This window comes from Streptomyces niveus (assembly GCF_001723055.1).
Classification (GTDB): domain Bacteria; phylum Actinomycetota; class Actinomycetes; order Streptomycetales; family Streptomycetaceae; genus Streptomyces; species Streptomyces niveus.
Genome location: NZ_MDCR01000133.1, coordinates 1 through 24,367, shown reverse-complemented (window position 1 = coordinate 24,367; position 24,367 = coordinate 1). Strand labels below are relative to the sequence as shown.

The window sequence follows — 24,367 nt, the reverse complement described above, 5'->3', positions numbered from 1 at the left end:
TCCGCTCATCCGCCGTTCACCGGACGGGGAAGCGAGGCGCTCCGCGCGCTCCGGCGGACGTGGGGAGCGCGGCTGCCCGGCCTCCTGGGGCGGCATCGGGAAAGCGCTTTCCGATTTTGTAAGACGTGTTGACGAACTAATGGGCGTGCGTCAGCATCGCCCCACCACGTGTTCGAAGTGCCGAACGGACTTCTGTCGAGCCCTGCACCCAGGAGTAAGCGCCGCATGCCCACCCGAACCGCACCCCTGCCCGTACGCAATCCAGGAACCGGCGAACTGCTGGGCGATATAGAGGATTTCGGCCCGGAACGCGTCACCGCCGCCCTCGCCGCCGCGGCACACGGGCAACGGGCGATGGCCGCAATGCCCGCCCACGCGCGCGCCCGCCTGCTGCTGACCGTCGCCGAGCTGATCGAGGCCGAATCCGACGACCTGGCGCGGCTGCTCGCCGCCGAAAACGGCAAGCCTTTCTTCCAGACGGTGGAGGAAGTGCGCGCCGCCGTACGGATCTTCCGAGGCTTCGCGGGCGAGGCCACCCGCCTCTTCGGACGGCAGATCCCGCTCGACGCCGTCCCCGGTCTGGAGAAGCACCTCGCCGTCACCGTCCGCGAGCCCATCGGCCCGGTCGCCGCGCTGGTGCCCTTCAACTACCCGGTCGAGCTGTACGCCCACAAGGCGGCGGCCGCCCTCGCCGCAGGCAACGCCGTCCTCGTCCACCCGCCCGCGCGCTGCCCGCTCGCCGTGCTGCGGATCGGCGAACTCGTGGAGCGCGCGGGCGCCCCCGAAGGCGCCCACCAGATGCTGACCGGCGGCGTGCACATCTCGCAGGAACTCGCCTCGCGCCCCGGCGTGGCGGCCGTCAGCCTCACGGGCAGCACCACCGCCGGCCGTGAGATCGCCCGCCGCGCCGCCGACACCCTGAAGAAGGTCCACCTCGAACTCGGCGGCAACGACGCCCTGATCGTCTGCGACGACGCCGACATCGAGGCGGCGGCGAACGCCGTGGTCCTCGGCCGGCTCGCCCGCGGCAACGGTCAGATCTGCTGCGCCGTCAAGCGCGTCTACGTCCAGGACGGTGTGCACGACACCTTCGTCGACGCGCTGCTGGCGGGGGCCGCCAAACTCAGCGTCGGGGACCAACTGGCCGATGGCAACGATGTCGGACCACTGATCAGTGAGGAGGCCGCCGAACGCGTCGAGTCGGCGGTCGCCGCGCTCGTCGCCGACGGCGCGCGCAAAGCGGCCGGCGGCGGGCGCCGGGGCGCCTTCTACGACCCCGCAGTCCTCGTCGACGTGCCCGAGGACAGCCCCGCCTTCGCCGACGAGATCTTCGGCCCCGTCGCACCCGTGGCCCGCTTCACCGACCCGCTCGACGCCGTACGACTGGCCAACTCCTCCCCGTACGGCCTCCAGGCGGCCGTCTTCACCCGGGACATCCAGCGCGCCTTCACACTCGCCGGACGTCTGGAGGTCGGCGGCGTCGTCATCAACGGGTCGACCGCGCTGCGCGCCGAGAACCTGCCCTTCGGCGGACCGAAGGACACCGGCGGCTCGGCCGAGGGCCTGCACGACACGGCCCTGGAGTTCACCCGGCAGAAGACGATCATCGTGATGGAGGCGTTCGGGTGAGTACGCCGACCCGGTCCACGCCCGTCCGGCCCACACCGGGCCGCCCCGTCCTGCGGATACGCGGGGTGCACAAGTCGTACGGCCCCACCGAAGTCCTGCACGGGGTGGACCTCACCGGCCGGGCCGGCGAGGTGCTCGCCGTCGTCGGCGCCAACGGCGCGGGCAAGTCCACACTCATCAAGATCCTCGCCGGCGCCGAGCGGATGAGCGCCGGAGAGCTTCAACTCGACGGCGAGGACGTCGCGTTGCGCTCACCGCACGACGCCCACACCCACGGCATCCGCACCGTCCACCAGGAACTGACCCTGGTGCCCGAGCTGTCCGTCACCGAGAACCTCCTCATGGGCCACTTCCCGCGGCGCCTCGGCGGTCTCATCGACTGGAAGGCCGCGCACCGCCGGGCCCGCGACCTGCTCGACGGCATCGGCTACGGCGCCATCGACCCCCGCGTCAAGGCGGGCCGGCTCACCGTCGCCCGTCAGCAGATGGTCGAGATAGCCAAGGCCCTCGTCAGCGAGGGCGGCGAGCCAAAGGTGCTCGTGCTCGACGAGCCGTCGGCCGTCCTCGCCGGCAGCGACCTCGAAGCGCTGTTCGTACTCATCCGCCGCCTCCAGGAACGCGGCGTCCTGATCATCTACGTCTCGCACCGGCTCGCCGAGGTCACCGAACTGGCAACCTCCATCGTGGTCATCAAGGACGGCCGGGTGGTCGCCGAGACCACCCCCGACCGCACCGACGAGAACGAACTCATCCGGCTGATGGCGGGCCGGCCCGCCGGACAGCTCTACCCGGCGCGCCGCCCCGCCGACGGCGACACCCTGCTCGACGTGTCGGGCCTCGGCCGCACCGGCGAGCTCAGCGACGTCTCCTTCGTTCTGCGCGCGGGCGAGATCACCGGCCTGTTCGGGCTCGTCGGCTCCGGCCGCAGCGAACTCGCCCGGTGCGTCTTCGGCGCCGAGCCCGCGAGGACCGGCGCCGTCCGCGCGCCGGGCAGCGACGCCGTACGGTTCCACAGCCCCCGCGAGGCCATCGCCGCCGGACTCGCGCTCGTCACCGAGGACCGCAAGGGCACCGGACTCGTCCTCGGCCTCAGCACCGCCGAGAACATCGGCCTCACCACCCTGCGCACCACCACGCGCGGCCCGCTGCTCGACACCGCGCGCCGCCGGCGCGACGTCGTCTCCATGGTCGACCGGCTCGACATCAGGCCCGCGCACTCGGCGAAGCTGCCCGTACGCACGCTCAGCGGCGGCAACCAGCAGAAGGCCGTCCTCGCCAAATGGCTGCTCACCGGGCCGCGAGTGCTGCTGCTCGACGAGCCCACCCGCGGCGTCGACATGGCCACCCGCGCCGAGATCTACCGGATGCTCGACCAACTCGCCCGCGACGGTATGGCCATCCTGCTGATCTCCTCCGACCTCACCGAAGTGCTCGGCGCCACCGACCGGGTGCTGGTGATGCACGAGGGGCGGATCGCCGCGGAACTCCCTTCGGAAGGTACGACCGAGGACACGGTCCTCGCCCACGCGATCGGACACGCAGCATGACCGAACAGCTCACCAGGACCACCGGGCCCGGCGACGGCGGACCACCGCCGCCACGGGGAGTGCGGCTGCCCCGGCTCACCGTCGCCGGCCACGACATCACCGTCGAGACCGGCATCGTCGCGCTCCTCGTGGTCTTCGTCGTGGTGGCGGGCTCCACCACCGAGGCCTTCCTCACCGAGGGCAACATCACCAACCTGCTCAAGCAGATGGTCACCACCGGTCTGCTCGCCTACGGGATGCTCGCCGTGATCCTCACCGGCGGCATCGACCTCTCCGTCGGCTCGGTCGTCGCCTTCTCCGGCATCGTCGCCGCCGGACTCTCCTCCGGACTGCCCGTACCCGTCGCCATGGCGGTCGGCGTCGCGTCCGGCATCGGCTTCGGACTCGTCAACGGAGCGCTGGTGGCGCGCTTCCAACTGGCGCCCTTCGTCGTGACGCTGGCGGCCCTCACCACCATCAGAGGACTCGCCTTCGTCTACTCGGAGACCCCCGTAGCGCCCGAGAAGCCCGGCTTCTTCGAGCTCGGCTCCGCGGTGATCGGACCGCTGCCCGTCTCCACCCTCATCATGCTGGGCGTCTTCCTCGTCGGCGGCGTCTTCCTCAGCCGCACCCCGGCGGGCCGCTCCCTCGTCGCGATCGGCGGCAGCGCGGAGACCGTACGCCTCGCGGGCATCGGCGTACGGCGCCACATCGTCCTCGCCTACACCATCTCCGGGGCCTGCGCCGGTCTCGCGGGCGTCATCCTCGCCAGCCGGGTCGGCATCGCCCAGCCCAGCGTCGGCACCGCGTTCGAACTCGACGCCATCGCCGCCTGCGTCATCGGCGGAGCCAGCCTGGCCGGCGGCAAGGGCTCCGTACGCGCCACCTTCGCCGGAGTCCTGGTCCTCGCGCTGATCAACAACCTGCTCAACCTCTACGACGTACAGAGCTTCTGGCAGCAGGTGCTCAAGGGCCTGATCATCGTCGCCGTCATCCTCATCCAGCGCACCGGCCGCTTCCGCAGCGCGACCGTGAACGATCCGAATCCCGGAAAGGCAAGTCCATCATGATCACGAAACGAGCAACCGGTGTGCTGGTGGCCGGAGTTCTCACCGCGGCTCTCGCCGGCTGCTCATCGGGCTCCGGGAGCACCGGTGAGAAGGGCGACGGCTCCTACACGGTCGGCATCGCCAACTTCACCCTCGGCGGCCCCTACTTCAACGGCATGGACAAGGCCATCAAGGCCCAGGCCAAGAAGAAGGACGTCGAGATCCTCAGCACGGACGCGGGCGGCGACGCCGCCAAGCTCGCCTCCAACGTGGAGGACCTGCTGAGCAAGGACGTCGACGCCGTCATCATCTCCGGCGGACCGCTGGAGTCGGCGCCCGCCGTCCTCAACTCCCTCAAGGCGGCGGGCAAACCGGCCGTCCTGGTCGACCGGAAGTTCCAGACCGGCGAGTACGCCAGCTGGGTCGGCCCCGACAACGAGGCGATCGGCAAGCAGAACGGCGAGTTCCTCGTCGAGCAGCTCCCCGACGGCGGAAAGGTCGCCCTCATCAAGGGCGGGCCCGCCGACAACAGCATCGGCAAGGCCCGTACGGACGGAGTGAAGGGCGCACTCGAAAGCGCGTCCGGCATCGAACTCGTCGAGGCCCCCGACTACGGCAACTGGAGCTCCGACGGCGGACTGACCGTGATGGAGAGCCTGCTCGCCGCCCACGACGACATCGACGCCGTCTTCTGCGAGAACGACGCCATGTGCCTGGGCGCCCAGCGCGCCGTCAAGGACGCCAACCGCGCCGACAAGATCGTGCTGGCGGGCGTCGACGGCCAGGCGGAGGCGCTGAAGGCCATCGGTGACGGGACCAACTACCTGGTCACCGGCCTCAACGACGCCGATGTGATCGGCAGTCTCGGCCTGGACAGGACCGTGGAGATCCTCGACGGCAAGAAGCCCGAGAAGGACACGGTCGTGCCCTCGCCGCGCGTCACCAAGGAGAACGCGGAGAAGTACTACGACCCGAAGGGCAACTTCTGATGAGCCGCACACCCTCGAATCCACCACCGGGAGACGGGACCGGCCGCACCCGGTCCCTGCCCCGGACGAAGCGCGCGTACGCCCTGACGGCGCTGCTCTGCGGCGCCCTCGTCGTCCCCCTCTCCCTCGGGTCCGCGAACGCGGCCCCGGACGACGGGACCGGCGCGGCCACGGCGGCGGGCAAGCCCGCCAAGCCGCCGAAGCCCCCCAAGGCACCGAAGTGGAAGCTGCTCCACCAGGAGAGCTTCAAGAAGAAGCTCGACCCCAAGCGGGCGTCCTGGACCCGTGAGACGTACAGCGAGCCGTTCGACACCATCATGGAAGACAACGGCAAGTGGTACGCGAACGACTACGGGCCCGCGTGGAACACCGCGTTCAACTCCTTCGACACCTACCGCAAGGAGTTCACGGTCGGTGACGGCGGCTGGCTCACCGCCTCGCTCTCCGCGCGCGACTGGAACAAGGACGGCCGGATCGAGAAGGAGCCGTCCATCACCAACAGCACGGCCGGCGGCCAGACCGTCGCCGAGCTGAACGTGCCCGACCACACCGGCGGCGCGATCTTCCGGCCCACGGAGTCCCTGCCGGACCAGTACCGCATCGAGTACAAGCTCAAGACGCTCGACTTCGGCGGGAAGCGCAACGGCACCATCGACTACGACAACCGCACCAACGGCTACAGCAAGGACGGCTGCAAGACCCAGCACCCGTGGGGCGAGGGCTCGAACAGCCCCGGCTGGGAGGGTGACGCGTCGGCGCCGTACTGCGAGTGGCAGGACGTCCGGGCCGGCAAGTACGGATACAACGGCTTCCACTTCCTGTCGATCGTGGACTTCGCCGACCCCGCGCCTCGTAACAACCACTTCTGGCACTACCGCCGCAAGGTCCTGATGGACTCCTTCTCCCAGCACCCCGACCGGGTCGGCACGGGCACCGGCGGCCGGGTCTGCAACTCGGCGGACGACACGTACTACGACTACAAGGACAGCAGCTTCAACACGGTCAACATGTGGATCAGCGGACTGCCGAACTGGACCCCGGGCAAGGGCGGTCTGGCGGGCAACTCGCAGTGGTTCATGACCAGTTGCTCGGACGGCGTCGCCGAGCAGCAGCTGTCGTCGGCGGCGGAGCTCCAGCCGGAGCTGATGCCCAACCAGGACTACACGTTCGCCATCGAGCGTGACGCCACCGGCTACACGCTGGAGGCCAGCGGCAACTTCGCGCGCGCCGGGCAGCAGACGCTGCGCTTCCACCGGCCGTTCATCGTCGACGACAAGCCGATCTGGCACTACAACGTCAAGCCGGGCGAGTACGACGGGCGTTACAACAACAGCCTCGTGCAGAACGACTACAACGGCAGCGCCACCTGGCCCGACCAGTGGCCCTCCGGATCCGCCTACCCGGACTCCTTCGTCATCGGAGACCTGTACACGAACGTGTACGAGGGCAGCGCCAGCCTGACCGACATCAAGATGTTCGTGCCCAAGGGGAAGAAGTAGCGAAGAGAACGATGTCGTAGGCATCCCAGGGAGTAACGCGCGGGTCGAGGGGGCACATGCCTCTTCGACCCGAGCCTGCGGCTTCCCCGCCGCAGAGTCCCATCGGCCCCACCGGTCCACCCCCTGCCGGTGGGGCCGCCTTTTTGTCCGGGCCCGGCCCAGTGCCCTAATGCTCCACGGAGACCGTTACGGGCCCGGCGTCCCGGTCCTCGGCCCGTACCCGCGTCGTCCAGGCGGCCGACAGGCGCAGCGTCCGGTTGGGGGTCGCGCCAAGGACGAGCCGCTGCCGGTGGAGTTCTGTCCCGGCCCGGCTGACGACCAGCGACGACCACGGGGCGAGTCCGCTCTCCGTACGGAGGATGAAGCCGCCCGTCGCGACACGCGGGTCCGCCGGATCCAGCCGGCTGGGTGTGATCCACCGCAGAGGTGCCTCGACCTGGACCGGTACCCGCGCGGCCGGGGCGGCGCCGTCCGTCAGATGGCGCAGTACGGGAGCGGCGGCCAGCAGGCCCTCCCGTGCGGCCGTGCCCGCGGGCTCGATGCCGCGCAGCAGGTTGCCGACCGCGAAGACCCCCGCCCGGTCGGTACGGAACGACCCGTCGACGGCCGGGCCCCGGGTGGCGCGGTCGAGCGTGACCCCGCCCAGGCGGGCCAGCTCGTGGTCGGGGATCCAGTCGCCGGTGAACACCACCGTGTCGCAGGCGACGGTCGTGCTCCGGCCGTCCGCCCGCCGCAGCACCACCCCCGACAGCCGTCCCCGGCCGAGCAGTTCACCCACCCGTGTGCCGACGAGCAGCGGGACGCCGTGCCGGAGCCGGGCGTCGAGTGCCGTGACGGGGGAGACCTGGTGATGGGGCAGCTCCGTGACCATTGCCACCACCTCGACCCCGGCCTCCCGCAGGATTCGCACGGCGGAGTAGCTGACGGACTCGGCGCCCACGACGAGCGCGCGCCGCCCGAGGGCCCGGTGGCGCAGACGCACCGTCCGCTGAAGCTCTCCCGTGGTGAACACCCCGGCGGGCCGGGTGCCCGGTACGAGACGGGCGCTGCGGGGACGTTCGCGGGCACCGGTGGCCAGGACGACCGCGCGCGCCGTGATCCGCTCCAGACCGGCCGGGCTCGTCACGTCGACGGCGAGCGGGTCGGTCGGCGGGCCGGTCGGCGGGCCCTTCGGGGGGCCGTCGCTCCATCCGGTCACCGTGACACCCGTACGCAGCGTCGCCCCGGCGCGCACCGCCGCGTCCGCCCAGTGCAGCGCGTACGCCGGGCCCGTCATCGGCCGGCGCGGATCACGCGTCCCGAACCCGGCGTGGAGGCAGTACCGGGGGACACCCCCCGGCTCGTCCTCACGGTCGACGACCTCCACACCGACGCCGCCGGCCGCGGCGAGCCGGGACGCCAGCGCCAGACCGGCCGGGCCCGCGCCGACCACGAGGACGTCGACGGCGCGCTCCCGCCGCCCTGTTGGAGATACGGGCTGTTCGCGGGTCATCGTGCGGCCTCCGTGCCGGGCGCGTCGAACAGGGCGCGCAGCTCGGCCCCGCAGTAGAACCCCTGGCACCGGCCGCCCAGCGCCCGGGTGCGCCTCCGCAGCCCCTCGGGCGACGAGGGCGGGATGTCGGCGGCGAGCGCGTCCCGGATCTCGCCCCGCGAGACGCGCTCGCAGTGGCACACGAGCGCCCCGTACGCCGGATCGGCCGCGATCAGGTCCGCGCGTCGGTACGGCCGGGCGCGGGCCTCGCCGAGATAGGGCATCGTCAGCGGCGGGAGTTCCCCCGCCGTACCCACCCCGGCACCGGCCTCCGTCAGCAGCTCCACCACATGCGCGGCGATCGCCATCGACGCGGTCAGCCCCGTCGACCGGATGCCGCCCACCGTGACATAACCCTGCTCGGGGTGCGAGCGGATCGCGTAGTCGTCGTGCTCCGTCGCCGCGCGCAGCCCCGCGTACACGGCGGTCACCTCCTCTTCGAGGAGGTCCGGCACGATCCGCCGGCCCTTCTCACGGAGGAACGCCAGCCCTTCGGCCGTCGAACCGGTCGCCCGCTTGTCGTCCAGATCCTCGGCGGTCGGGCCGAGCATCACATTGCCGTACACGGTCGGCGACACCAGCACCCCCTTGCCGAGCGCCGTGGGCACCGGCAGCAGGATATGACCGACCAACGCGCGCGCGATCTTGTCGAAGACCATGAGCTGACCGCGCCGGGGAGTCACCGAGAAGTCGGTGTGGCCGAGCAGCCGGTCGAACGCGTCGGCGTACAGACCCGCCGCGTTGACCAGCCACCGGGTGCGCAGGGGCCCGCGTCCGGTGGCGAGCCGATGCAGCCTGTCCCGCGACGACGGGGACCCCTCGGTCACCTCGCTCACCCGGCAGCCGAGATGCAGGTCGACCCCGCCGCGTACCGCCTGGGTCGCGTACGCGAGCGTCGTCGTCCACGGGCAGATGATGCTCTCGTCGGGGACTTCGAGCGCGCCCAGCGCTCCCGGCCCCAGATGCGGCTCACGTCGGCGCAGTTCGTCGGCCGGGACCGTCCGGGTGCGCCGGTAGCCGTTGCGCTCGGCCTTCCCGGCGAGCGCCGGCAGCGCGGCGAGCTGTTCGTCGTCCCAGGCGACGAGCAGGGCACCGATCGGCTCGACCGGGATGCCGCACTCCTCGGCGTACGCGGCGAGCCGGCCCTGGCCCTCGTGTACGAGCCGCGCTTCGAGCGACCCAGGCACGGCGTCGAAACCGGTGTGCAGAATGGCCGTGTTGGCCTTCGACGTCCCCTCGCCGACATCGGCGGACGCCTCGACCAGCGCGGTACGCAGCGGATACCGGGCCAGCTCGCGCGCGATCGCCGCGCCGACGACCCCGGCGCCGACGACCACCACGTCGTACACCTCGTCCGGCAGCGGCCCGGACCTGGTGACCGTCATGCCGCGCCCGCGCCGCTGTCCGTACCGGCCGGTGTACGGGCGATCAGCGCCGCCACCTCCGTACGGAAGACGCCCAGCCGCTCGGCGGCCTCGGCCGCCCCGATCCGCGGCTCGAAGACCTTCCTGGGCCGCCACCTGGGCGCGGCCCGCTCGACCGTCATCGCGGGGTCCAGCCCGAGCCGGGCGACGGCGCCCACCCCCAGCGCGGTGGCGTCGGGCGACGGGGAGATCTCGACGGGCAGTTGGAGCAGGTCGGCCTGTGTCTGCATGAGCAGGTCCGACCGGGTCAGCCCGCCGTCGACCCGCAGTGACTCCAGGGGCGTACCGGTGTCCTCGGCCACCGCGTCCGCCAGCCCGACGACCTGCGCCGCGACGCCCTCGCACAGAGCCCGCACCAGATGTCCGGGGCCGGTCTCCAGACTGAGCCCGCTCAGCGACCCCTTCGCGTCGCCGCGCCACCACGGCGCGGCGAGTCCGGCGAGCGACGGTACGAAGGTGACGCCCCCGCTGTCGGCGACGGACGCGCCCACCCGGTCGAGGTCGTCGGCGCCGGAGATCACCCCGAGATCGGTCAGCCACCGCACGGCCGAGGCCGCCGTGTAGACCTGTCCGTCGAGGCAGTAGCTGGTACGGCCGCCGAGGCGCCAGGCAACACAGCCGACCAGACCGGCCGTGCTGCGCAGCGGGCGCGCGCCGGTCTGCGCGAGGAGGAACGCCCCGGTGCCGTAGGTGCACTTGGCCGTCCCTGGCTCGGTCACGCTCTGCGCGAGCAGCGCGGCCTGCTGGTCGACGAGCAGGCCCGTCAGGGGAATCGCGTCGCCGAAGGCGGTCGTGACACCGAACTGCCCTGCCGCGTCCACCACTTCGGGCAGCCGCTCGCCGCCCATCCCGAAGACGTCGAGCGCGGCGGGGGACCACGCGGCGGTGTCGAGGTCGAGCAGCTGGGTACGCCCCGCCGTCGCCGCGTCGGTGACGAACGCGCCGGTCAGCTGGTGGACGAGCCAGGAGTCCGACGTGGTGACGACGCCTTCACGGGTCAGGTTCCGGCGGATCCACGCCATCTTCGGCGCGGCGAAGTACGGCTCCAGCGGCAGCCCGGTCAGCTCCCGCAACATGGCGGCGTGCGGGGCGAGTTCGGTACAGACGGAGGCGGCACGCCGGTCCTGCCACACGACCGCGTCGGTGAGCGGCGCACCGGTGTCCGGGTCCCACGCCAGGACGGTCTCGCCCTGGTTCGCCAGCCCGACCGCCGCGACGGGTTCACCCGCTTCGGCGAGCGCCCGGCGCCCCGCGTCGACGACCGAGGAGAGCAGCAGGGCGGGGTCGGCCTCGACCAGCCCGCCGGAGCCGTACCGGGGCGGTGCCGGGGCGGAGCCGCTGCCGATCACCCCGCGCTCCGGGCAGATCACCAGGGCCTTGGTGGACGAGGTGCCCTGGTCGACGGCGAGCACCGGCCGCGAGGACGGGTCCACGGCGCTGCCGGGGGAGTGCTGAACAGGCGGCATGTCACATGTTTCGCTCGTAGTACCGGTGATCGTTCGATCACTCAGCGAAAGGGTGGCGCGGCCTGCCTGCGACGTCAAGGTCACGACATGCACTCAGGGTTGCCTAAGATCAGCAAAGTATTCAAAGGCCGCCGGATTGACCCCTACACTGATCGCCGAGTAACAGCGGAGTGTCACTGAGTAGCGTGATTCTCGGGTGTTGGGATGTGAACTACACCGGAAAGAGGCGGAGTTGCGGCAGAATCGGGCAGAGGGTCCGTGAGCGATCGCTTTCGTCCGCTCTATCACCCAGCAGGCCACGACGGTGAACTCCGCGCGGCCGTACAGGAATTGCGCACCGGCCGCTGGCTGTCGATGCGCAAGATGCTCGCCGACACACGTGGTTGGCCCCTGTGGACCCAGCGTACGCAGGTGCTCGCCGCCGTCGCCGCGGGCTCGGACACCGTGCACACCTGGCTGGCCGAGGAACCGGACAGCACGGCGGCGGTCGTCATGCAGACACGTGTCGCGGTGGAACGCGCCCTGCGCGCGCACCGCGAGGGCCACGCGCGGACGACCGACCTCTGGCAGCAGGCGTGGGAGGCGTGCGGCGACACCGCGCGGCTGGTGCCGGCCGACCCCGTCCCCTGGGTCTGTCTGCTCGCCCTCGCCCAACTCGACGGCAAGCAGCGGATGGAGGAGAACCGGCTGGCGCCGCCGGGGCCGATGCTCTTCCCCGGCCCGTGGGCGCTGCTCGCCGAGGCCGACAAACGCGACCCGGGCAACCGCGAGGCGTACCACCGGATGCTCCAGTTCGTGTACGCCCGCAGGTCCGACGGCTCGCTGTCCGAGGCGGTCAACTTCGTCCAGTGGGCGGCCTCTTCCGCGTCCGAGGGCTCGGCGCTCCAGGCCCTTCCGCTGTTCGTACGGGTCGAGCGGTACCGCAGGGAGGGCGGCAACGAGAAGGCGCTGGACCTCCACTGGGTCACCGAGGACGCCACCCGGGACGCGCTGCGGGCGCTGAACATCTGGTTCGACCATTCCGTGCCGGGCGAAGCCTCCCTGCTGGATCTCAACTATCTGGCGCACGCCCTGTGGGGCTCGCTCCAACTGGCCGAGGCGGCAAGGGTGTTCGAGGCTCTGGGGCCGTACTACACCCCGCTGCCGTGGGCCTACCGGGCCCGCAGCCCGAACGACACCGGCCAGGTCGAGGAGGTGTTCGCCCGCGCCCGCGCCCGCTGCTTCGCCGCCGCCGCCGAGCGGAAACCGGATTCCTAGACCCCCTCGGCGCCCCGGCCGCCGCCCCGACAACGCAAGGTCCCCACCGCACAGCACCCTTGTCTCTTCATCTCTCCGTACCCGGAGGTACTGCCATGTCCGTCTCCCCACCGGTCTGGTCGAAGTCGGAACCAGCGCCGCAGCAGGACGAGGAAGAACGCCTGAGGGAACTCGGCTATCAGCCGGTACTCGCCCGCCGGATGGGCGGTTTCGGCAACTTCGCCATCAGCTTCTCGGTGATCTCGATCCTCTCGGGATGCATGACCCTGTACGGCTTCGGGCTCATCACCGGCGGCCCCGCCGTGATGCTGTGGGGCTGGGTCGGTGTCGGTCTCTTCGTGCTCTGCATAGGCATGGCGCTCGCCGAGGTGACCAGCGCCTATCCCACGTCGGGCGCCCTCTACTACATGGCCGACCGGCTCGGCGGACGTAAGTGGGGCTGGTACACCGGCTGGCTGAACCTGCTCGGACTGCTGGGCGCGATCGCCGGAATCGACTACGGCGCGGCCCTGTTCACCGGCGCGTTCCTGAACCTCCAGTGGGGCTTCGAGCCCACGCCCGGCTGGACCATGGTCATCTTCATGTGCATCCTGCTGCTGCACGCGACGCTGAACCTGTTCGGCGTCCGGCTGGTCAGCGTGCTCAACTCGATCAGCGTCTGGTGGCACCTCGGCGGCGTCGCCCTGATCGTCGGCATCCTCGCCGTCGTCCCCAAGAACCACCAGTCGCCCGAGTTCGTCTTCACGCAGTTCGTCAACGAGACCGGCTGGGAGAACCCGATCTATGTCGCCGCGATCGGTCTGCTGCTCGCCCAGTACACCTTCTGCGGCTACGACGCCTCGGCCCATCTCTCCGAGGAGACGTCCAACGCCTCCGTCTCCGCCGCACGCGGCATCGTGCGCGCGATCTGGGTCTCCTGGATCGCCGGGTTCGCCCTCCTCGCCGGTCTGACCTTCGCCATCCAGGACTACGCGGCCACGAGCGGCGCGGCCGTGCCACCCGCGCAGATCTTCATCGACGTCCTGGGCACCAACGGCGCCAGCGCTCTTCTGCTTGTCGTGATCATGGCGCAGTTGTTCTGCGGCAACGCCGAAGTGGCCGCCGCCAGCCGTATGGTGTTCGCCTTCAGCCGGGACAACGCCCTGCCCGGATCGGCCCTGTGGCGGCGCGTCAGCAGCCGTACGCAGACCCCGGTGCCCGCGGTGTGGCTGTCGGTCGGCTTCGCGTGCGTGCTCGCCCTGCCGTCGCTGTACTCGCCGACCGCGTACGGCGCCGTGACGGCGATCAACGTCATCGGCATCACCCCCGCGTACGCGATCCCGATCTATCTCAAGCTGCGCGCCGGCGACCGCTTCCAGCCCGGTCCCTGGACGCTGGGCCGCTGGAGCAAGCCGATCGGCTGGATCGCCGTCGTCTGGGTCGTGATCATCACCGTGGTCTTCCTGCTGCCGCAGAAGAACCCGGTCACCACGGACACCATGAACTACGCCGTGGTCGCGCTGGCCGTCGTGCTGGCCCTGGCCACCGCCTGGTGGTACGCGGCGCGCGGCTCGTACAGCACCCCGCAGTCGTACGGAAGCGCCCGCGAGCAGTCGGAGATCTCCGAGAACATCGTGTAGCTCCCCGCCCCACCGCACGTCCTCGGTACGGAGGCGGAGCCGACATCGCCTCCGTACCAAGGACGCCGGTCAGTTGTCCTGAAGGAACTTCCTGGCCAGCTCGCCGCCCAGCTTCACCGCCGCCGACCGGTTCTCGATCGGCGTGACCCGCGAGTTCTTGAACAGGATGTACGTCACCCCCGACGCGACTCCGCCACGTGCCGGATCGGGGTCGATCCCGAGCGACTTCGCCGCGGCGTACGAGGCCTCCCCGACGAGCGCAGCGGGACCCGTGTCGCCCACCACCGCGTACTCCACCCGGTCCTTGTACACGACGGCCGCGACACCGCCGCCCCGGACGCCGGCCGCCCGGTAGTCCCAGACCTTGCTCGGCGCGGGCACCACGATGTACGGCAGCTTCTCCGCGTTCAGCGGTTCGCCGTTCGACTGGTGGAAGGCCGTGTCCCCGTGGAACCACGGGTCGGTGCGCTTGTTGCAGCGCGCGGTGACCTGGCCGTCGCAGTCGATGTCCAGGTCGGCCTTCCAGTGCACGGCGCCCTTCTTCCCGCACACGGGGATGTCGGCGGACCGGCCCTGGTCGCTGCGGTACAGACCCTTCGAGACGCGTGCGCAGCCCTGGACCTTCGCCCGCAGGGCGTCGGCCGTGACCGGACCGTCCAGCCGGAACGAACCCGCGGCGGCCTGCGGTCCCGCCGCCCCGTCCCGTGGCGCCGGAGGCGGCGGCAGACGCGTCGTGTCGAGCGCCGACGCGGGGTGCGCGGTGGCGGGCAGCGCCGCCGCTGTGAGCAGGACCGCGCCGAGAGCGGCGTGGATGTGGGATCGATGGTGCACGGAGGCGTCTCCCTTTCCGGACTGCCGGATCTTCTCTGCGTACGGGCGCTACTTCCCGACGGAGCCCTCGTCGCTCCACTCGCCCTTGCCGCCTTCATCGTCCGCGCGGCTCTCCATGGAGAGGGCCAGCCGGCCGAGGAAGATCCGCTGCCCCGTCACCAGCAGCTCCACGGCGTCCTCCAGGGGGACCCAGTCGAGCCGGTCGAGCTCCGGGAACTCCCGCTCCACGCCCGACCCGCGCGGCCACTCCATGGTGAAGGTGCCCGGTACGGCGAGGGCGGGATCGAAGTTCGCCTCGATCGCCCATACGGTGACGGTCTTGCCGCCCGACTGACGGGTCTCGCCCAGCGGCTCCCGGCGCCCCTCGGGCGCGGGGTGCCCCACTTCCTCGGCGAACTCCCGGTCGGCCGCCGCCTCGGGCGTCTCGTCGGGGCCGTACTCCCCCTTGGGGATCGACCACGCGGCCCGCGTACGGCCGGCCCAGAACGGGCCGCCCATGTGCCCGATGAGCACTTCGGTGCCCGTGGCCGTGACCCGGTACAGGAGGAGTCCGGCGCTTCGCTTCCCTGACATCACGTCAGTCTGAGCGGGGTCCGGCGGGGCCGCCATCGGGGGAGCGCATGCGGGGCAGCCGGTCCGTCCCGACGGCGCCCGAAGCCGCCCCGGCGCCGGCCAAAAGGTAAAGGGAGGGTCATGGGAACGTAATGGGAGTCTCGCGGCGTTAGAGGGGTAGACGTAGTCCGAGGCCCCACGGCGGGGCCGTCGGTGTCATCGAAGCGCAGGAGACGGCATGCCCGGAATCATCGACCGCATCAAGGCCTTCACCCGTAGCCCGCAGGGGCAGCGCGTGATCGGTCAGGCGCGCGCGGCCTCGTCGGACCCGAGGAAGCGCGAACAGGCCCGCCGGCTGTTCGGCAAGCTGCGTGGCGGCAGGCGCTGACCGGGCACGGACCACCGTGGGTACCCGCACAGGGCGGGGCCCGGCCTCTTCACGAGGCCGGGCCCTGCCTGCGGCTGCCTGTTCCGGGTACGGCGCCTCGGAACAGTCGCCGCGTCAGGGGAACTGGACCACGACCGAGGGGATGGTCGACGTCCCGGAGGTGGGTTCGCCGGTGTCGTTGATCACCCGCTCGTACTGGCCCTGACCACCGAGCGAGACCACCAGCAGATGGTGGAACTTCACGCCCGGTTTCACCGGCGCCTGGAAGCCGTTGTGCTGCTGGATCGTGGGATCGACGTTGTAGTAGCAGTAACTGCCCATCCCCCAGCCCTCGTGCTGTTCGACCGAGTCGTCGACCCGGTAGGCCGCGTAGCCCTTCGTGTCGCCGTTCTGGATGGCGGCCTGGTTCGGCGCGTCGTACGCCTTCTCGTTCTGGAAGAAGATCGTCCGGCCGCGTTCGCCGTACCACTCGACGTCGTATTTGTTGAAGTGTTCGACGAACAGGCCGGTGGCCAGGACGTCGTCACCGTTCACCCGTACACCGAAGTCGGCCCGGTTGGTCTCCCAGCCGACCCCGTCACCGTGATCCGCCCGCCACACCCAGGTGTGGTCGATGATCGTGTCGTCGCTGTTGACGACCATGCTCGTGGTCGCCTTGCCGGGCCCGGCGCCGCCGATCCGGATGAAGACGTCCTGGACCGTGGTCGGGTTCGCGGAGTGGTCGGCGGACGAGCCCTCGGGGCCGACCTCCAGCAGCGTCTCGGAGTTGACCGGACCGGCGTCGATCAGGAAGCCGGCCAGCTTCACCCCGTCCACGTCGGCGACCTTCATCGCCGTCACCCCGTTGTCCGGGATGATCGTGGCGAGCCCGAGACCCAGGACGACGGTGTCCGCCCGGTTCACCTCGATCGTCTCGTCCACGTGGTAGACGCCGGGCGTGAACAGCAGGTTGAGGCCCTGGTCGAGCGCGGCGTTGATGGTCTGCGCCGTCGCGCCCGGCTTGACCACGTAGAACTGGTCCAGATCGATCGACGAGCCCGCGGGCGCGCCGCTGTCCCACGTCACCCCGCGCGCGTTCGTCCGCTTCTCCGGCACGAACACCTTGTAGGCGTCGCCGTCGAGATGGAGGAACGGCTTCTCGCGGGAGGTGGGGGTGGTCTCCAGCGTGGTGTACGGCGGGTCGGGGAAGGACTGCGCGGGCGCGCCCTCCACCCCGGAGAACGTCATGTTCCACACGGCGTTCTGCCAGCCGCCGACCTGGCTGTCGCGGGTGTACCACTGCTGCTGCGAGTACGGTCCCACGGAGCCGTCGATCTTGCTGTCGGCGATGTAGCCGCCACTGGCCCAGCCGTAACCGTCGGGAGCGAGGTTCAGCCCGCCCTTGACGTGCATACGGCGGAACGGCGCGGCCTGTGAGACGGCCCAGCGGTTCGTCCCGTTCACCGGGTTGAGCGACAGGTTCTCAGCCGAACGCCAGAAGTTCTGGGTCGCGTTGCCATTGAACCAGCCGGCGTCCACGGTCACGTCACCGTTGATGCTGACGTCGTCCGGCGAGAGCCCGAGACCCGACACCGAGGTGTAGAAGCCGAGTTGGGCGTTGAGCCCGTTGTACGTACCGGGCTTGAACAGGAACTGGTAGCGGCCGGAGCCGAACTGGGCCGACTCCTGCTGCTTGAAGACCTCGTCGAGCCTGCCCTGGATGTTGGGCGTCGAAGGGTCGAACACGATCACGTTGGGGCCGAGATCGCCGCCGCCCTCGATCGGGTCGGCGTGCGCGGGACTGCTCGGGACGAAGGCCAGCAGGGTCGCGGCCAGGGTGGCGGCGAGCGTCGCCGCCAGTCCGCGGCGGCGGGACGGCGACGGTGCGCCGCGGAACGCCGCAGAACCGGTGGGGGGAGCGTGCACGGGCATCTCTCCTGTGTCGTGAACGGTGGGGGGAACGCGCGGAAAGCCCTCCGTGAATCACGAGAGAGCGCTCTCCGGATGCACGGCTGATGCTGCTCTGCTGTTTCGTACACGTCAAGAGTTGTGAACAGATGGACCGTCATGGGTTGTGTTGCCGACAACAAGTGACCGCCGCCGCCCAGTTGGGCGTCGGCGGTCACCGGCCGGGGCGGAGCCCCGGATCAGCCTCCGGATCAGCCTCCGGGCCGGACTCCGGGTCAGACGTACTGCCAGAGGTGGTCGTCCGTGCCGTTGTCCTCGAACTGGACCACCTGCGCGCTGTTGCCCGTCGACATCCCGTCGACGCCCAGGACCTTCCCGCTGTGCCGGTTGAGTATGAGCGACCAGCCGTCGCCCCGGTCGACCAGCTGCCAGAGATGGTCGCCGCGCCCGTCGTCGTCGAACTGCACGATCCGCGCGCTGTTCGCCGTCGATCCGCCCTCGGCGCCGATGATCTTCCCGCTGTGGCCGTTACGGATCAGGAACCAGCCGCCGCCCGCCGGGGCCAACTGCCAGGCGTGGTCAGCCGTTCCGGTGTTGTCGAACTGCACGACCCGCCCACCCGCGTTCAGCGACATGTTGTCCACGGCGAGCACCTTGCCGCTGTGCTTGTTCCGTATCCGGCGGTACGGCGGCTCCGCCGTCCAGGCCCGCCCGCCGGGCGACGCGGTCGGGAAGGCGGTGATCCGCAGCCGGGCCGCGCCCATCGGGATGAGCGTCACCGGCTCGGGCGGCGCCGTACTGCGGGCCGGACTGTCCTGGAGGGGAGCGACGACCCGCTGGTCGTCGGCCACCCACTCCTCGATGCGGCGCGCCGAGGTGGTGATCCGCACGGGCGACCCCTCATGGGTGAAGGGGTTCGCCGCGAGCGGTCCGCGGTCCGCCGTGAACCGCAGCCCGCGCAGCGGATCGGGCGCGAGGCCGACGTTCCACGGGGTGGTGGGGTGCACCGAGAGTTCGGGGAAGTCCTCGGTGCCCGCGAACCGTTCGTACCGTTCGCCGATCTTGAGGGAGTAGGTGAGCGGCCCGTGGTCCACGCTCACGGCCCCGTGGTTGTCCTCCCACGTCCGTACGGTGGTGCGCTGCGGCAGCTTCAGGGTCACCCGCTCGCCGCCGCTCCACTGGCGTTCGACCTTCACGAACCGCGGCCCGTCGCCCCGTACGGCCACCCGCCGTCCGGCGACGGTGAGTTGGGGGTCCGCGCACCAGCCGGGGATCCGCAGATAGAGCGGGAAGGTGACCCGCCGGGGCGTGTTGACGGTGAGGGTGACGGTCTCCTTGAACGGGTAGTCGGTGTCCGAGGTGACCGTGACCTCCGTGCCGTCGCCGACCTTCGCGCGCACCTGGCTCGGCGCGTACATCGCCGCCGCGAGACCCCGGTCGGGGGTGGCCAGCCACAACTCCTCGGTGAAGTAGGGCCAGCCCATGCCGTAGTTGTGCGGACAGCAGCGGTAGGGGACGATGCCCGGCTTGTACGCCTGCATGGCGAAGCCGTTCTGGAACTGGCCCTGGTTCTTGGCGGTGTTGTCGAGTTCGACGCTGTTCGCGCTGGTGATGTAGTGGACGCCCCGGCCTTCCGGGTCGGTGGCCGCGGGCAGCAGGTTGAAGGCCAGCTCCTCGCACCGGTCGGCCCACACCGGGTCGCCGGTGATCCGGGTGAGCAGTTCGTGGCTGGCCATGAACTCGACCGTGCCGCAGGTCTCGAAGCCCTGCCGGGGGTCGTCGAAGCCGGGGCGGGAGTTCTCGTCGCCGGCGAAACCGCCGCCGGGGAACTGGCCGTAGGCACCCATGACGGAGGCGTAACTCCGGTACGTGGCCCGGGTCAGCTCCGCCGAGCCGGACCGCAGCGCGTACTGGGCGGGCTCGCGGAAGCCCTGCGCGATGTTGACGTTGTGCAGGTCGGGGAAGTTGTCCACCCAGTTGGCGCCGTGGGTGTGCATCTTGTCCGCGAGATCGAGCAGGAAGGACTCACCGGTGCGGTTGTAGAGCCAGAAGACGATGTCCAGCCCGTCACCCCAACGCTTCGACACCCAGCTGGAGTTGAAGGCGCCGGGCCCCTGCGTGTTCATGTAGCGCAGGAACGGCAGGGTGAACGGCACGATGCGCTCGTCGCCGGTGAACTCCTCGTGCGAGCGCAGCGCCTGAAGGAGCGGCAGATACGGCCAGAAGTCCGGCCCGCCGTTCAGCGCCGTACGCAGCCGGGTGGGCCCGAAGAAGCCGTCGGGCTGCCGGGTGGCGATGATCGCGTCGATCCAGCGGCGGGCGGTGGCGAGGGCGGCCGGGTCGCCGGTGAGGGCGGCCAGGCTCACGTAACCGCGCAGCCAGTAGGTGACCTCCTCCCAGCCGTCCTTCTCCGGGTGCGCCCAGCCGGAGTCCTCGAACCGCAGGAAGTGCGAGACCTCCGCGTACCGGCCGAACAGCCCGTCGAGCAGCAGGCGCAGCTGGCCGGTGAGCCAGCCGCGCGGGGTGACGCTGCCCAGCGGCAGCTTCTGGAAGGCGGTGGGGGCGAGCGGCGCGGCGTTCGGCGTGTACCAGCCGCCGCGCGCCGGGGGTACGGCGGCGGCCGTCGGTGCCAGCGGCCCCAGCAGGCCCGCACCGCCGATCGCGAGGGCGCCGGTACCGAGGAAATGTCGCCGGTCGAGCGTCATCGGGTCTCCCGTCCACAACATCGACGAAGGGTTGTACAACGTTGGAAAGAGCCACTGCGCATCACAGCACGACGCCCCCACCGTGTCCAGGTGCCGGACAGGACGGAGTGGAGGCGTTATGCACTGAGATGGCAGAAAAGTTACGCTTCTTACACAATCTCTACTTCCGGAGCGGGCACATGGCAGGACGGAACCGCCCGGCCATCGGCGCGGACAAGCGGCTCGCCCTGAACCGTATGGGGAGTTTCGACTGGGACCTGCTGAAGAGGACCCTCGATCTCGATGCGGCGGGGCTGGCGGTGTTCGACCTGCGCCCGGGGGAGTACGACGGCAATCCCGAAACCCTCAGCCGCCGCGTACCGCCCGAGGAGGGCATACGTCTCGACGCCACCGTGGACCGCGCGATCCGCAGCGGCCGGACGTCGTACGGAGCGTACTTCCAGGTCACCCGCCGTAACGGCATCCGTCAGTGGACCCATGTCCGGGCCCGCATCCTGCGCGACGCACAGGGATCCCCGCACCGCGTCATCGGCATCGTCCGCAACGCCACCACCGAACTGACCGAGTTTGCCGAGGTCAGCGCCGAGGAGGCGGGCCGTCGACGGCTCACCGGCATCGTCCAGGGCACCACCGAGGCCCTGTCCCGCGCCCTGACCGTCGACGACGTCACCGCCGTCCTGGGCGACGTCGCCGGCCTGGAACGATTCGGGGCCGAGGGACTGGCACTCGGCCTGGTCGACGGCGGGGCGGTCAGACTGGTCGCCCTGTCCGGAGAGTCCCTGGAGACGGCGGAGGAGCCGCCCCTCGCCCCGCTGGACGACGCGAGGCCGCTCGCCCGCGCGGCCCTCACCCAGCGTGCCCACTTCGCCACCTCCCTCCCCGGCCGCGCGGACGACCGGACCAGGCCGCGCCCGCACGTCGACGGCCACGGCTTCGACGCCGCGGCCTTCCTGCCGCTCGTGGCCCAGGCCCGCTCCATCGGCGGCCTCGCGCTCTTCTACCGGGGACGCACCCACTTCACGCCCGAGGACCGCAACGTCTGTCTCGGCCTGGCCGGCATCGTCGCCCAGTCGCTCCAGCGCGCGATCCTCTTCGACCAGGAACGGGAGTTCGCCACCGGACTCCAGTCGTCCATGCTGCCGCGCGACATCCCCGCCTTCAGCGGCGTCGAGATCGCCGTGCGCTACCACGCCGCCTGGAGCGGGAGAGACGTCGGCGGCGACTGGTACGACGTGATCGCCCTGCCGCGCGGCAGGGTCGGCGTCGTCGTCGGCGACGTCCAGGGACACGACACACACGCCGCCGCCGTCATGGGACAGCTGCGCATAGCGCTGCGCGCCTTCGCCGGCGAGGGCCATCCACCGGCCACGGTGCTCGCGCGGGCCTCCCGGTTCCTGGTCGAGCTGGACACCGAGCGCTTCGCGACCTGCACCTACGCCGAGCTCGACCCCGCCACCGGAGCCGTACGGGCGGTACGCGCCGGGCACCTGGGTCCGCTCGTCCGGCACACCGACGGCAGAACCGGCTGGCCCCATCTGAGCGGCGGCCTCCCACTGGGCCTGGCCACCGAGTTCGGGCAGGAGGACTTCCCCGAGACCCGGCTCGACCTGGTGCCCGGCGAGACGTTCGTGCTGTGCACCGACGGGCTCGTGGAGGAGTCCGGACTGGACATCGAGGAGGGCATGGCGGAACTCGCCCACGCCGTACGTACCGGGCCCGGCCGGGCGGGCGCGCTCGCCGACCATCTCGCCGACCGGCTCTGGCACCGCTGGGGCACCGGCGACGACGTGGCGCTCCTCGTCCTGCACCGGGCACCCGACCCCGGCACCCGCCAGGCGCCCCGTATCCACCAGTACATCCACCAGGCCGACCCGGAGGGCCTGGCCGAGACGCGCGCCGTGCTGCGCCAGGCGCTGGAGGACTGGGGCCTCGCGGCCCTGGCGGACGATGTCCAACTGGCCGCCGGAGAGCTGCTGGTGAACGTACTCCTGCACACCGAGGGAGGCGCTGTCCTGACCCTGGAGGTCGTACCCGGACCGGTACGGCGCGTCCGGCTCTGGGTGAAGGACCGCTCCAGCGCCTGGCCGCGCCGGCGGTGGCCGGGCGAGGCGGCGACATCGGGACGCGGGCTGCTGCTGGTCGACGCGGTGTCGGCGCGCTGGGGGGTGGAGCCGCGCGGGGACGGCAAGGCCGTCTGGTGCGAGTTCGCGCCACCGGACCGGCCTGCCGCCGGCGCGCGCGGACGCGGATTCCCCTGACGGACTCGCGAGAGAGGAAGTGCGAGCAGATGAACCTGGAACTCACCGACAAGGTCGCCGTCGTCACCGGTGCCAGCAAGGGCATCGGACTGGCCGTCACCGAGACCCTCGGCCGTGAGGGCGCCCACGTCGTCGCCGGCAGCAGGACCCGGACCCCTGAACTCGCCGCCGTGTGCGAGAAGTACGGTGCGACGTTCGTCCCCGTCGATCTGGGCGACGCCGAGGGCCCGGGCCGGCTGGTCGACGCCGCCGTCGAACGCCATGGCCGCGTAGACGTGCTGGTCAACAACCTCGGCGTCACGAACCCCCGCTCCAGCTTCCTGGACATCGGCGACGCCGACTGGCAGCACGTGTTCGAGCTGACCTTCTTCAGCGCCGTCCGCACCAGCCGCGCCGCGCTTCCCCACCTGCTCACCGGCGACGGCGGGGCGATCGTCAACATCAGCTCCGTCAACGCGCGTCTGCCCTTCCCCATGGTGGTCGACTACTCGGCGGCCAAGGCGGCGCTGAGCAATCTCACCAAATCCCTGTCGGAGGAGTTCGCCGCACAGGGCGTACGCGTCAACGCCATCGCACCTGGGCCGGTCCGTACCCCGTTCTGGACCGCCCCCGGCGGCTTCGCCGAAGCCACGGCGGCCGGCACCGGAAAGAGCGCCGAGGAGACCCTCGACGAGGTCGTGCCCCGGCAGATGGGCATCACCACCGGGCGCGTCACCGAACCGGCGGAGGTGGCCGAACTCTGCGCCTTCCTGGCCTCCGCCCGCGCCGCCAACATCACCGGCGCCGAATTCGTCATCGACGGCGGACAGGTCAAGACCACCTGATCCCGGCCGCTCCGTCGTCCCCGGCCGCGCCCGGCGGGGGACAATGATCCGGTGACCTACCGCTACGACGTACTCGGTACGACCAGGGCCTTCGGCCCGGACGGCGCCGAGGTTCCGCTCAGCGGGGCGAGGGTGCGCGCGCTGCTCACCGCGCTGGCCGCCGCCGCTGGCCGCCCCGTGCCTGTCCACCGGCTGGCCGCGCAGGTGTGGGACGACGTACCGGAGGCGCCCGCCGACGAGGCCGCCGCGCTCCAGGCCCTCATCGGGCGGCTGCGGAAGGCGCTGGGCGGTGCCGCGATCGAGTCCGTGCCCGGCGGCTACCGGCTGGTGGCGGCGCGCGACGACATCGACGTGTTCCGCTTCGAACGGCTCGCAGCCGAGGGGGCGTCGGCGCTCGCCGCCGGGGACGGCGCCCGCGCGGCCGTCCTGCTGGACGAGGCGCTGGCGCTGTGGCGCGGGCCGGCACTCGCGGATCTGCCCGGCGGGGACACCGACCCGTTGGGCGTACGGGCGCGGCGCCAGCTCACCGAGGCGCGCCGCGCCCGTCTGACGGCCGACGTCCGGCTCGGCCGCCCGGAGCGCGCACTGCCGGGACTCGCCGCGCTGGCCGCCGGGGCGCCGCTGGACGAGCCGCTCCAGGCGACGAGGATCGGGGCACTGCGCGCGGCGGGGCGCCGGGCCGAGGCCCTTCAGGCGTACGAGGAGGTACGTGCCCTGCTGGCCGACCGGCTCGGCACCGGGCCGGGGCTGGAACTGCGGTCCCTGCACGCCGAGTTGCTGGCCGACGACGAGAACGACGCCCGGCGCCACCGGGATCCGGCCGCCGCCCCGGCCGCCCTCCCGGGCAATCTGCCCGCCCGCCTCACCTCGTTCGTCGGACGGGAGTCCGAACTGGCGCTGCTCTCCGTCGAGTTGCCGGCCCGCCGCCTCGTC

At 71.3% G+C, this 24,367-nt stretch carries 18 protein-coding genes; 11 read left to right on the top strand and 7 right to left on the bottom strand.

Annotation, left to right across the window (positions count from 1 at the left end; genetic code table 11):
• Positions 1-225: 225 nt before the first annotated feature.
• From BHU15_RS16955 to BHU15_RS16935, 5 genes are read left to right on the top strand one after another with little or no spacing between them, the layout of a single operon-like run.
• On the top strand, positions 226-1,629 hold the full coding sequence (locus BHU15_RS16955; RefSeq protein WP_069627956.1) for an aldehyde dehydrogenase family protein: 1,404 nt from the start codon (positions 226-228) through the stop codon (positions 1,627-1,629).
• Positions 1,626-3,176, top strand: a complete 1,551-nt coding sequence (locus tag BHU15_RS16950) for a sugar ABC transporter ATP-binding protein (protein WP_069627955.1) — start codon at positions 1,626-1,628, stop codon at positions 3,174-3,176. The genes BHU15_RS16955 and BHU15_RS16950 overlap by 4 nt, the downstream gene beginning before the upstream one ends.
• Positions 3,173-4,225: an ABC transporter permease gene (locus BHU15_RS16945; protein ID WP_079128192.1), complete on the top strand. Its 1,053-nt coding sequence runs from the start codon at positions 3,173-3,175 to the stop codon at positions 4,223-4,225. The genes BHU15_RS16950 and BHU15_RS16945 overlap by 4 nt, the downstream gene beginning before the upstream one ends.
• Positions 4,222-5,193, top strand: coding sequence for a sugar ABC transporter substrate-binding protein (locus BHU15_RS16940; protein ID WP_069627954.1), 972 nt, complete (start codon positions 4,222-4,224; stop codon positions 5,191-5,193). The genes BHU15_RS16945 and BHU15_RS16940 overlap by 4 nt, the downstream gene beginning before the upstream one ends.
• A complete protein-coding gene (locus tag BHU15_RS16935) occupies positions 5,193-6,692 on the top strand; it encodes a mucin-5B (protein WP_255293131.1) in 1,500 nt (499 codons plus the stop codon). Before BHU15_RS16940 ends, BHU15_RS16935 begins: the two co-directional genes overlap by 1 nt.
• Positions 6,693-6,858: 166 nt before the next feature.
• On the opposite strand, the gene BHU15_RS16930 is transcribed toward BHU15_RS16935, so the two are convergent.
• The 3 genes from BHU15_RS16930 to BHU15_RS16920 are packed head-to-tail and all read right to left on the bottom strand — an operon-like array spanning position 6,859 to position 11,113.
• Positions 6,859-8,184, bottom strand: a complete 1,326-nt coding sequence (locus tag BHU15_RS16930) for an NAD(P)/FAD-dependent oxidoreductase (protein WP_069627953.1) — start codon at positions 8,182-8,184, stop codon at positions 6,859-6,861.
• On the bottom strand, positions 8,181-9,608 hold the full coding sequence (locus BHU15_RS16925) for an NAD(P)/FAD-dependent oxidoreductase (RefSeq protein ID WP_069627952.1): 1,428 nt from the start codon (positions 9,606-9,608) through the stop codon (positions 8,181-8,183). The genes BHU15_RS16930 and BHU15_RS16925 overlap by 4 nt, the downstream gene beginning before the upstream one ends.
• Positions 9,605-11,113, bottom strand: coding sequence for an FGGY family carbohydrate kinase (locus tag BHU15_RS16920; RefSeq protein ID WP_069627951.1), 1,509 nt, complete (start codon positions 11,111-11,113; stop codon positions 9,605-9,607). The genes BHU15_RS16925 and BHU15_RS16920 overlap by 4 nt, the downstream gene beginning before the upstream one ends.
• 258 nt (positions 11,114-11,371) lie before the next feature.
• Here BHU15_RS16920 and BHU15_RS16915 point away from each other — a divergent pair, with 258 nt between their 5' ends.
• The gene (locus BHU15_RS16915; protein WP_079128191.1) at positions 11,372-12,370 is read left to right on the top strand and encodes a hypothetical protein; all 999 of its coding nucleotides are present in this window, start codon (positions 11,372-11,374) and stop codon (positions 12,368-12,370) included.
• 95 nt (positions 12,371-12,465) lie between these two features.
• The gene (locus BHU15_RS16910) at positions 12,466-13,989 is read left to right on the top strand and encodes an amino acid permease (protein WP_023543512.1); all 1,524 of its coding nucleotides are present in this window, start codon (positions 12,466-12,468) and stop codon (positions 13,987-13,989) included.
• 69 nt (positions 13,990-14,058) lie between these two features.
• Here BHU15_RS16910 and BHU15_RS16905 read toward each other — a convergent pair whose 3' ends face one another.
• Positions 14,059-14,820, bottom strand: coding sequence for a glycoside hydrolase family 75 protein (locus BHU15_RS16905; RefSeq protein WP_107422870.1), 762 nt, complete (start codon positions 14,818-14,820; stop codon positions 14,059-14,061).
• 48 nt (positions 14,821-14,868) lie between these two features.
• Complete coding sequence (locus BHU15_RS16900; RefSeq protein WP_079128193.1) at positions 14,869-15,393, bottom strand: NUDIX hydrolase; 525 nt, start codon at positions 15,391-15,393, stop codon at positions 14,869-14,871.
• 217 nt (positions 15,394-15,610) lie between these two features.
• Here BHU15_RS16900 and BHU15_RS40135 point away from each other — a divergent pair, with 217 nt between their 5' ends.
• Positions 15,611-15,760, top strand: coding sequence for a hypothetical protein (locus BHU15_RS40135; protein WP_167756268.1), 150 nt, complete (start codon positions 15,611-15,613; stop codon positions 15,758-15,760).
• Positions 15,761-15,874: 114 nt separating this feature from the next.
• Here BHU15_RS40135 and BHU15_RS16895 read toward each other — a convergent pair whose 3' ends face one another.
• Together BHU15_RS16895 and BHU15_RS16890 are read right to left on the bottom strand one after the other, a co-directional pair.
• The gene (locus BHU15_RS16895; protein WP_079128190.1) at positions 15,875-17,671 is read right to left on the bottom strand and encodes a pectate lyase-like domain-containing protein; all 1,797 of its coding nucleotides are present in this window, start codon (positions 17,669-17,671) and stop codon (positions 15,875-15,877) included.
• 251 nt (positions 17,672-17,922) lie between these two features.
• Entirely contained in the window at positions 17,923-20,352 is a 2,430-nt protein-coding gene (locus tag BHU15_RS16890) for an RICIN domain-containing protein (protein ID WP_069627949.1), read from the bottom strand.
• 179 nt (positions 20,353-20,531) lie between these two features.
• Here BHU15_RS16890 and BHU15_RS16885 point away from each other — a divergent pair, with 179 nt between their 5' ends.
• The 3 genes from BHU15_RS16885 to BHU15_RS16875 all read left to right on the top strand — a co-directional run.
• The gene (locus tag BHU15_RS16885) at positions 20,532-22,610 is read left to right on the top strand and encodes a SpoIIE family protein phosphatase (RefSeq protein ID WP_069627948.1); all 2,079 of its coding nucleotides are present in this window, start codon (positions 20,532-20,534) and stop codon (positions 22,608-22,610) included.
• A gap of 29 nt (positions 22,611-22,639) precedes the next feature.
• On the top strand, positions 22,640-23,434 hold the full coding sequence (locus BHU15_RS16880; RefSeq protein ID WP_069627947.1) for an SDR family NAD(P)-dependent oxidoreductase: 795 nt from the start codon (positions 22,640-22,642) through the stop codon (positions 23,432-23,434).
• Between the two features lie 51 nt (positions 23,435-23,485).
• Positions 23,486-24,367 (top strand): AfsR/SARP family transcriptional regulator (locus BHU15_RS16875; RefSeq protein WP_171908383.1); only part of this gene is annotated, 882 nt, incomplete at its 3' end.

Excerpts from the sequence above, each read along its gene's own strand:
- BHU15_RS16955 (WP_069627956.1), top strand. The coding sequence starts at position 226 with ATGCCCACCCGAACCGCACCCCTGCCCGTACGCAATCCAGGAACCGGC.
- BHU15_RS16895 (WP_079128190.1), bottom strand. The coding sequence starts at position 17,671 with ATGCCCGTGCACGCTCCCCCCACCGGTTCTGCGGCGTTCCGCGGCGCA.
- BHU15_RS16945 (WP_079128192.1), top strand. The coding sequence starts at position 3,173 with ATGACCGAACAGCTCACCAGGACCACCGGGCCCGGCGACGGCGGACCA.
- BHU15_RS16940 (WP_069627954.1), top strand. The coding sequence starts at position 4,222 with ATGATCACGAAACGAGCAACCGGTGTGCTGGTGGCCGGAGTTCTCACC.
- BHU15_RS16900 (WP_079128193.1), bottom strand. The coding sequence starts at position 15,393 with ATGTCAGGGAAGCGAAGCGCCGGACTCCTCCTGTACCGGGTCACGGCC.
- BHU15_RS16910 (WP_023543512.1), top strand. The coding sequence starts at position 12,466 with ATGTCCGTCTCCCCACCGGTCTGGTCGAAGTCGGAACCAGCGCCGCAG.
- BHU15_RS40135 (WP_167756268.1), top strand. The coding sequence starts at position 15,611 with ATGCCCGGAATCATCGACCGCATCAAGGCCTTCACCCGTAGCCCGCAG.
- BHU15_RS16920 (WP_069627951.1), bottom strand. The coding sequence starts at position 11,113 with ATGCCGCCTGTTCAGCACTCCCCCGGCAGCGCCGTGGACCCGTCCTCG.
- BHU15_RS16925 (WP_069627952.1), bottom strand. The coding sequence starts at position 9,608 with ATGACGGTCACCAGGTCCGGGCCGCTGCCGGACGAGGTGTACGACGTG.
- BHU15_RS16930 (WP_069627953.1), bottom strand. The coding sequence starts at position 8,184 with ATGACCCGCGAACAGCCCGTATCTCCAACAGGGCGGCGGGAGCGCGCC.
- BHU15_RS16885 (WP_069627948.1), top strand. The coding sequence starts at position 20,532 with ATGGCAGGACGGAACCGCCCGGCCATCGGCGCGGACAAGCGGCTCGCC.
- BHU15_RS16890 (WP_069627949.1), bottom strand. The coding sequence starts at position 20,352 with ATGACGCTCGACCGGCGACATTTCCTCGGTACCGGCGCCCTCGCGATC.
- BHU15_RS16935 (WP_255293131.1), top strand. The coding sequence starts at position 5,193 with ATGAGCCGCACACCCTCGAATCCACCACCGGGAGACGGGACCGGCCGC.
- BHU15_RS16880 (WP_069627947.1), top strand. The coding sequence starts at position 22,640 with ATGAACCTGGAACTCACCGACAAGGTCGCCGTCGTCACCGGTGCCAGC.